Annotated in this window: 7 protein-coding genes and 1 pseudogene; 7 read left to right on the forward strand and 1 reads right to left on the reverse strand. The window is 60.3% G+C overall.

The features are described from left to right. The 4 genes from NW844_RS08740 to apcD all read left to right on the forward strand — a co-directional run. Positions 1-678: SDR family oxidoreductase (locus NW844_RS08740; protein ID WP_414335002.1), on the forward strand; the 678-nt coding region annotated here is incomplete at its 5' end. Positions 679-787: 109 nt separating this feature from the next. Further along, entirely contained in the window at positions 788-1,477 is a 690-nt protein-coding gene (folE, locus tag NW844_RS08745; protein ID WP_414335003.1) for a GTP cyclohydrolase I FolE, read from the forward strand. A gap of 370 nt (positions 1,478-1,847) precedes the next feature. Further along, positions 1,848-3,083: a type IV pilus twitching motility protein PilT gene (locus tag NW844_RS08750; protein ID WP_414335010.1), complete on the forward strand. Its 1,236-nt coding sequence runs from the start codon at positions 1,848-1,850 to the stop codon at positions 3,081-3,083. 182 nt (positions 3,084-3,265) lie between these two features. Next, the gene (apcD, locus tag NW844_RS08755) at positions 3,266-3,751 is read left to right on the forward strand and encodes an allophycocyanin subunit alpha-B (protein ID WP_414335004.1); all 486 of its coding nucleotides are present in this window, start codon (positions 3,266-3,268) and stop codon (positions 3,749-3,751) included. A gap of 18 nt (positions 3,752-3,769) precedes the next feature. Here the strand turns inward: apcD and NW844_RS08760 are convergent, their stop codons facing one another. After that, positions 3,770-4,453, reverse strand: coding sequence for a HEAT repeat domain-containing protein (locus tag NW844_RS08760; protein ID WP_414335005.1), 684 nt, complete (start codon positions 4,451-4,453; stop codon positions 3,770-3,772). Positions 4,454-4,546: 93 nt separating this feature from the next. Here NW844_RS08760 and rpsO point away from each other — a divergent pair, with 93 nt between their 5' ends. From rpsO to larC, 3 genes and pseudogenes are all read left to right on the forward strand, one after another. Further along, positions 4,547-4,822, forward strand: coding sequence for a 30S ribosomal protein S15 (rpsO, locus tag NW844_RS08765; RefSeq protein WP_414335006.1), 276 nt, complete (start codon positions 4,547-4,549; stop codon positions 4,820-4,822). A gap of 17 nt (positions 4,823-4,839) precedes the next feature. Next, positions 4,840-5,295 (forward strand): annotated as a pseudogene (locus tag NW844_RS08770) (photosystem II biosynthesis protein); the annotation flags it as partial. A gap of 66 nt (positions 5,296-5,361) precedes the next feature. Then, complete coding sequence (larC, locus tag NW844_RS08775; RefSeq protein ID WP_414335007.1) at positions 5,362-6,555, forward strand: nickel pincer cofactor biosynthesis protein LarC; 1,194 nt, start codon at positions 5,362-5,364, stop codon at positions 6,553-6,555. Positions 6,556-6,584: the final 29 nt, after the last annotated feature.

Consider the following 6,584-nt stretch of genomic DNA (forward strand, 5'->3'; position numbering starts at 1 on the left):
GGGATCGGCAAAGCGGTAGCTCTGAGACTGGCCGAGGAAGGGATAGCGGTTGCTTTGGTGGCCCGTTCCCACCCCGATTTGCTGGCGGTGCAGGCGGAGATCCAGGCAAAAGGAGGAAAGGCGGAGGTTTTTCCCATCGACTTGGCCGACTTGCCCGCTCTACCGCAGCAGTTGCAAGCTCTTTTGGATCGATTTGGCGGTTGCGATGTCTTGGTGAATAATGCGGGCGTGGCCTACGTTGGTCCCTTGGCCAACGTAGCTTTATCGGATTGGCAGCGGGTGATTGACTTGAACCTGACGGCAGCTTTTCTCTGCGCCCAAGCCGTCCTGCCGGCGATGCGCCGGCAGCGCTTCGGCGTGATTGTCAACGTCGTCTCGATTGCGGGCAAGCGAGCCTTTCCCAATTGGGGAGCCTACTGCGCCAGCAAGTTCGGCCTGCTGGGCTTTTCTCAGGCCTTGGCCGAAGAAGAACGACAGCACGGCATCCGGGTAACCAGCCTCTGTCCCGGAGCGGTGGATACGCCTCTCTGGGATACGGATACGGTTCAGGTGGATTTCGACCGTTCCAAAATGCTCTCGCCGGAGTGGGTGGCGGACTTGATTGCCTATCTCGTTCGCCTGCCCAGGGGTGCTGTGGTGGAAGATCTCACCCTCATGCCGGCGGCGGGGGCCTTTTAGGCTGGCTCTTCCTGGGGTGGCCTTGCTAGCCCAGTTTTGAGGGTTTCCCGGCCCTGTCTCCCTCGACAAGTTCCTTCAACCCTTCGTTCAACCAAAGGAATATCCTGCTATGACTCTTGCCAAGCCTGGATCCGGTGCCGAATTGCGACTCAACGACAAAGCCAACCTCAAGTCTCGGGTTATTCGCGATCTGTCCCACTCGGCAGAGCAAGAGCCCAGGGGCTCAGAAAGCCTGGATCCGGCGATGGTGGCCGCAGTGGAGACGTTGCTGCGGGGCATTGGGGAAGATCCCCAGCGGGAGGGTCTCAAGAAAACCCCGGAGCGAGTGGTGGCCGCGCTGAAGTTTTTGACCAGCGGCTATCAGCAGTCCCTGGAAGATCTCATCAACGGCGCCATCTTCGACGAGGGCCACGACGAGATGGTGCTGCTGCGGGACGTAACCCTATTTAGCCTCTGTGAGCACCATCTGTTGCCCTTTATCGGCAAGGCCCATGTGGCTTACATCCCCCGTCAAAAGGTGGTGGGCCTGAGCAAAATTGCCCGCATTGTCGAGATGTACTCCCGCCGCCTGCAGGTTCAGGAGCGTCTTACCCGCCAGATCGCGGAAGCCTTGATGACCATGCTGGATCCCTATGGGGTGGGAGTGGTTATCGAGGCTACCCACATGTGCATGGTGATGCGGGGGGTGCAAAAGCCCGGCTCTTGGACGGTTACCAGCTCGATGGTGGGGGTGTTCCAGGAGGATCCCCGCACGCGGGAGGAGTTCTTGAGCCTCATTCGTCACCCGTCCAACTTTTAAGGATCCCGCGGAGCTTTGCCGGCAAGAAAGCTAATCCTCTGCTCAGGCTGGGAATACTAGCTTAAAATCGACGCAGATCCTGCCAGAAGCGAGGCCTGTTATGAGCGAGGTCAGCCCCGAAAATCAATTTCCCACCGACTTAGACTCCGGTTGGAAGCCGCCGACCCCGCCTGTTGCCCAGCGCCCTCCGCGTGCGGCTGCTCAGACGCCGAAGGTGGAGCCCCCAACGCAGTTGGATCCGATACTGGGTGCGGCTGCTCCCCTCCCGCAAGGAACTGGATCGCGCCCTGCCCCCAGTGCGCCCAAACCTATCCTGGGCCGGCCCATCCCGCCGGGCGTGGCTGCCGCTCCCCCGCAGACACCGGTGCCCATGCCCGGCCCTGCCACTCCCCCGCAGATGCCTCTGCCCACTCCTCCTGCCGCTGCGGGTCGGCCTCCGGTGTCGCCCCCCAGTCCGGCTGCTCCGCCTTTTGTGCCCCCAGCTCGCCCCACGGCTGCCGGGCGGATCCCGGTGGCCGCTGCTGCTCCTAAGTCTGCCCCCGCTGGCCCGACGCTGCGCCAACTGGTACAGGAAGCCTACGACAAGGGCTACTCCGATATTCACCTGGGGGTGGGGGAAGTGCCTCGTTTCCGGGATCGGGGGCAGATGGTCTTGAGCAACTACCCGGTCACCACCACCGAGATGTTCTATGGCTGGCTGCGGGAAAGCTTGCCGGAGAATCAAATTCGTCAGTTTGAAGAATGTTTGGAGCTGGATACCGCCATCCAGTACGAGGGTCTGGTGCGTTGTCGGGTCAACTGCTTTGTTTCTCTGCTCGGCCCGGCCATGGTGATGCGTCTGATCCCGCTCAAGATCTTGACGCTGGAACAGTTGCGGGCGCCTGAGGTGTTGAAGCGCATTGCCGAAGAGCACAAAGGCTTGGTTTTGGTGACCGGCCCCACCGGCTCCGGTAAGTCCACGACTCTGGCGGCGATGGTGGACTACGTCAACTCCAATTTTCCCAAGCACATCATTTCTATTGAAGATCCCATCGAGTTCGTCCACCAGAGCAAGAAATCAATGGTGCGGCAGCGGGAGGTCGGCATCCACACCCTGGAGTTTGCCAATGCCTTGAAAGCCTCGCTGCGGGAAGATCCGGACATCATCCTGATTGGGGAGATGCGGGATCGGGAAACGGTGGATACGGCTCTGAAGGCTGGTCAGACTGGCCACTTGGTCTTCGGAACCCTGCACACCAACAGCGCCGTCCGCACCATCGAGCGTCTCTTGGGGATCTACAGGCCGGAGGAGCAGGAGCCAATGCGCCTGCAACTGGCGGAGACTCTAGTAGCAATTATTGCCCAAACGCTGGTGCGCACCACCGATGGCAAGCGGGCAGCGGCCCACGAGATCATGCGCAACACCGATGCCATCCGCGACTACATCAAGCGGGGAGCGGTGGACGAAATTGAGGAGCTGATCGCCGATGGCTCCTACGAGGGCATGTGTACCATGAATCAGTCTCTGTTTAAGCTTTACCAAGAGGGGCGGATTACCGCAGAGGTGTGTCTGGAGGCCGCCCCACGTCCCAACGAGATGGCCCAATGGCTGCGAGGCCGGATTTAGAGCTGGTCTGCCGGCTGGGCCAGGTGCTTGAGGGAAGGTCTATCCTATCCTAAACTGGGAGCAGTTAGCTTGCTAAGTTGTCTTCTCATCTTCTGGGCCAACCTTTGGCTAGGGGGATGGGTTGCTGGGCTGGCTTGATTAAGTGAATTGAAAGAGCGTTACAAAACAGGAGAATCCCTACCGTGAGCGTGATCAACCAGATCATCGAGACCGCGGATGACCAACTGCGTTACCTCTCAGTCAGCGAACTGGAAGCCATCAGAAACTACATGACTACGGGCGAGAGGCGTCTGCAAATCGCTCAGGTGCTAACAGAAAATAAAAAGCGCATCATCGACGAGGCCCAAAAGCGGCTATTTGCCAAGCGGCCGGAATATGTGCAACCCGGCGGCAATGCTTACGGTGACAAGCGCTACAACCAATGTTTGCGAGATTACGACTGGTACCTGCGTCTGGTGACCTATGGCATTATTGCCGGCAGCAAAGAGCCGATTGAGTCCATCGGCCTGATAGGGGTGCGGGAAATGTACAACGCCCTCAACGTGCCCATCGCCGGCATGATCGACGCGATGGTCTTTTTGAAGGAAGCAGCCCTCAGCCTGTTGGATCCGGACTCCGCCGCCGAGGCCGCTCCCTACTTTGATTACATCATCAACGCCATGAGCTAGGGCAGGTTGGCCGGAGATCTACAGGGATTCCAGGGCGGCGCGGGCGTGGGCGGCCACCTGCTCTTGGGGATCCTGGGCCAGCCGGGTTAGGCCGGGGCGGGCGGCTTCGGTGCCCAGCTTGGACAGGGCAATGCAGACGCGGTAGCGCAACTGCCAATCGTCTGAATCGATGAGGGGCTCTAGATGGGGGATGGCTCGCGGATCCCCCAGATCCCCCAGGGCGGCGGCAGCGGCTGTTGTCAGCAGATCATCTCCTGCTTGCAAAGCTTCCACCAGGGTGTCGAAGGCGGCAGGGTTGCCCAGCTCCCCCAGGGCGGCGACGACGCTGAATCGCACCAGCCACTCTGTTTCCCGCCGATAAGCCCCCAGAAGATCGTCCAGGGCCTGCGGCTGCTTCAGATCCCCCAGGGCAGCGGCAGCAGCAGCCCGCACATCGAACTCCGGATCTTCTCGCAAAGAGCGCTGCAAAATGGGCAAAAGGGGGGCAGGATCGACACCAGATAGGGTGCCCATCTGGCTGATGGCGGCATAGCGGACGCGGGCATTCTCGTCGGCTATGGCTTGCTGCAACAGCGTCAAGGCTTCTGGCCCAGGCAGTTCTCTGGCCTTGTTGACGGCGCGCAGCCGATCTCCCAGGTCTTGTGAATTCAGCAGTTCCAGCAAAGCCGGCAGTGCCGGAGGATTTCCAGAGGTTGGTGTCATGATCCCCTTGTCTCCACGATCATCCCCGGCAATAGCAAGGGACAAAAGGTCGATGTTATTATTTTGAAGCAGTGCATCCAGTCCTTTGATCTTATGGCCTTATTGCAACAAGAGAAGCAGCAGATCATCGAGAGCTATCGACTTCACGACACCGACACCGGTTCTGCCGATGTTCAGGTGGCTCTGCTCACCAGCCGCATCAACCAACTCTCGCAGCACCTCCAGAAAAACCCGAAAGATTTCAACTCCCGCCGCGGCTTGCTGATGATGATCGGTCGGCGCAAGCGGCTGCTCAACTACATCGCTAAGCATTCTCCTGACCGCTTCCGGGAGCTGGCCGAACGGCTGAACATCCGGGTGAAAAAGTAGGTACCCATCCAAAACGCTATCGGAGAGCTGTCTTTGTGGCCAAATCCAGCCGCCATTCCAAAGCCGTCCGCCGTCGCCCCAGTTCTACCTCTGCTGAGGTCGAGAAGAAGCCGCCTAAGCAGGAACCTGTTGCTGCGATCCCCCCTGAGGTCAGCCGGCGGATGGTGCGGCGGATCCTGGTGTTTTCCGGGATCCCCTCTGGGCTGGGCCTGAGCAGCTTTTTCATCAATTACTACCTCTTAACCAACCATGTGGTGGCTTTGCCCCCTTACTTCACCTTGGTGGAGTCGCTAACCTTGTTTGGCCTTGGCTTTTTGGGCATCAGCTACGGCGTGTTCTCGGCTTCCTGGGATCCCAACCCCGGATCCCTCTTGGGAATTGGAGAGTTTCGGCGCAATTTGGGCAACGTCATCCAACACTGGCGGGAATCTGCTGCCCAATCTTCTCAATCTTCAGACTCTGGGGAAGCCTAATTCCTCTCCCATCACCGGACCAGGCCAGTTGCTGCCTACAATAGCTGTCACCCCCAGTTCTCTGGCATGAGAATAGCTTACTTCGACTGTGCGGCGGGCATTGCTGGCGACATGTGTCTGGGGGCGCTGCTGGATTGTGGGGTGCCCTTGGAGTATCTCAAGCAGCAGCTCCAGGCGCTGGGCATCGAGGGGGAATACAGCCTGCAGGCGAAGCGGGTGCAGCGGTGTGGCCAGCCTGCCCTACAGGCGGTGGTAGAAGTGTTGGACGGATCCCCGCCCGCCCGCCCTTGGAAGGAAATCCAGGCTTTGATTGCCGGATCCCGGTTGGCTCCCGCGGTCAAGGCCCGCAGCCTCAAAGTTTTTGAGAAGCTGGCGCAAGCAGAGGCAAAAGTCCATCAGGTGCCCCTGGAAACAGTGCATTTCCACGAGGTAGGGGCCGTCGATGCCCTGGTGGATATCGTCGGCACCTGTATCGGCCTGGATTGGCTGCAGGTGGAGCGGGTGATCTCCTCTCCTCACCCCATTGGCGGCGGCTGGGTGAGCACCGAACACGGCCAACTAGCGGTGCCCGTGCCGGCGGTGATCGAGCTGTGGGAGATGGGGCGGGTGCCGGTGTTTAGCAACGGCGTGGAAGCCGAGCTGGTTACCCCCACCGGCGCAGCCTTGGCGGTGGCGCTGGCAGAAGCGTTTGGGCCCTGTCCACCGCTGCGGCTGGAAAAAGTGGGGCGCGGGGCCGGCAGCCGCGAGCTGCCCATTCCCAACGTGTTTCGTCTTTGGATTGGCCAGTCCCAGGGGGAAGAGCCAACCGAGATCGTCTCGGTGCTGCAAACTCAGATTGACGACCTCAACCCCCAAGTGATTGCCTATACCTGCGAGCAGTTGCTGATCCTTGGCGCCTGGGACGTGTTTACCCAGCCCATCACCATGAAGCAGGGGCGACCAGGGGTGTTGTTGACGGTAATCTGCCCGCCGGATCGGGTGCCGGAGTGCCAGGAGCTCATCTTCCGGGAAACCACTACCCTGGGCATCCGCCACTCCCAGCAGCAGCGCACCGTCCTGGAGCGGCGGATCGAGCGGGTGGAAACCCCCTACGGCCTGGTGGACATCAAGGTGGCCCATCACCATGGCCGCATTGTCAACGCCCAGCCGGAGTTCCGCGACTGTGTGGCCTGCGCCCAAGAGTTCCGCGTGCCGGTCCAGACGGTGTGGCTGGCGGCCCAAGCGGCGTGGCAAAAGCGGCTGCAAGGGGATCCCGACTGAAAACAGAAGCTTTGGGCAAAAGTAGGCTG

This window comes from Synechococcus sp. H55.2 (genome assembly GCF_047462495.1).
Classification (GTDB): domain Bacteria; phylum Cyanobacteriota; class Cyanobacteriia; order Thermostichales; family Thermostichaceae; genus Thermostichus.

Bases quoted from the DNA above. Each gene is read 5' to 3' on its own strand.
- folE (WP_414335003.1), top strand. From the start codon at position 788: ATGACTCTTGCCAAGCCTGGATCCGGTGCCGAATTGCGACTCAACGAC.
- NW844_RS08750 (WP_414335010.1), top strand. From the start codon at position 1,848: ATGCCCGGCCCTGCCACTCCCCCGCAGATGCCTCTGCCCACTCCTCCT.
- NW844_RS08760 (WP_414335005.1), bottom strand. From the start codon at position 4,453: ATGACACCAACCTCTGGAAATCCTCCGGCACTGCCGGCTTTGCTGGAA.
- rpsO (WP_414335006.1), top strand. From the start codon at position 4,547: ATGGCCTTATTGCAACAAGAGAAGCAGCAGATCATCGAGAGCTATCGA.
- larC (WP_414335007.1), top strand. From the start codon at position 5,362: ATGAGAATAGCTTACTTCGACTGTGCGGCGGGCATTGCTGGCGACATG.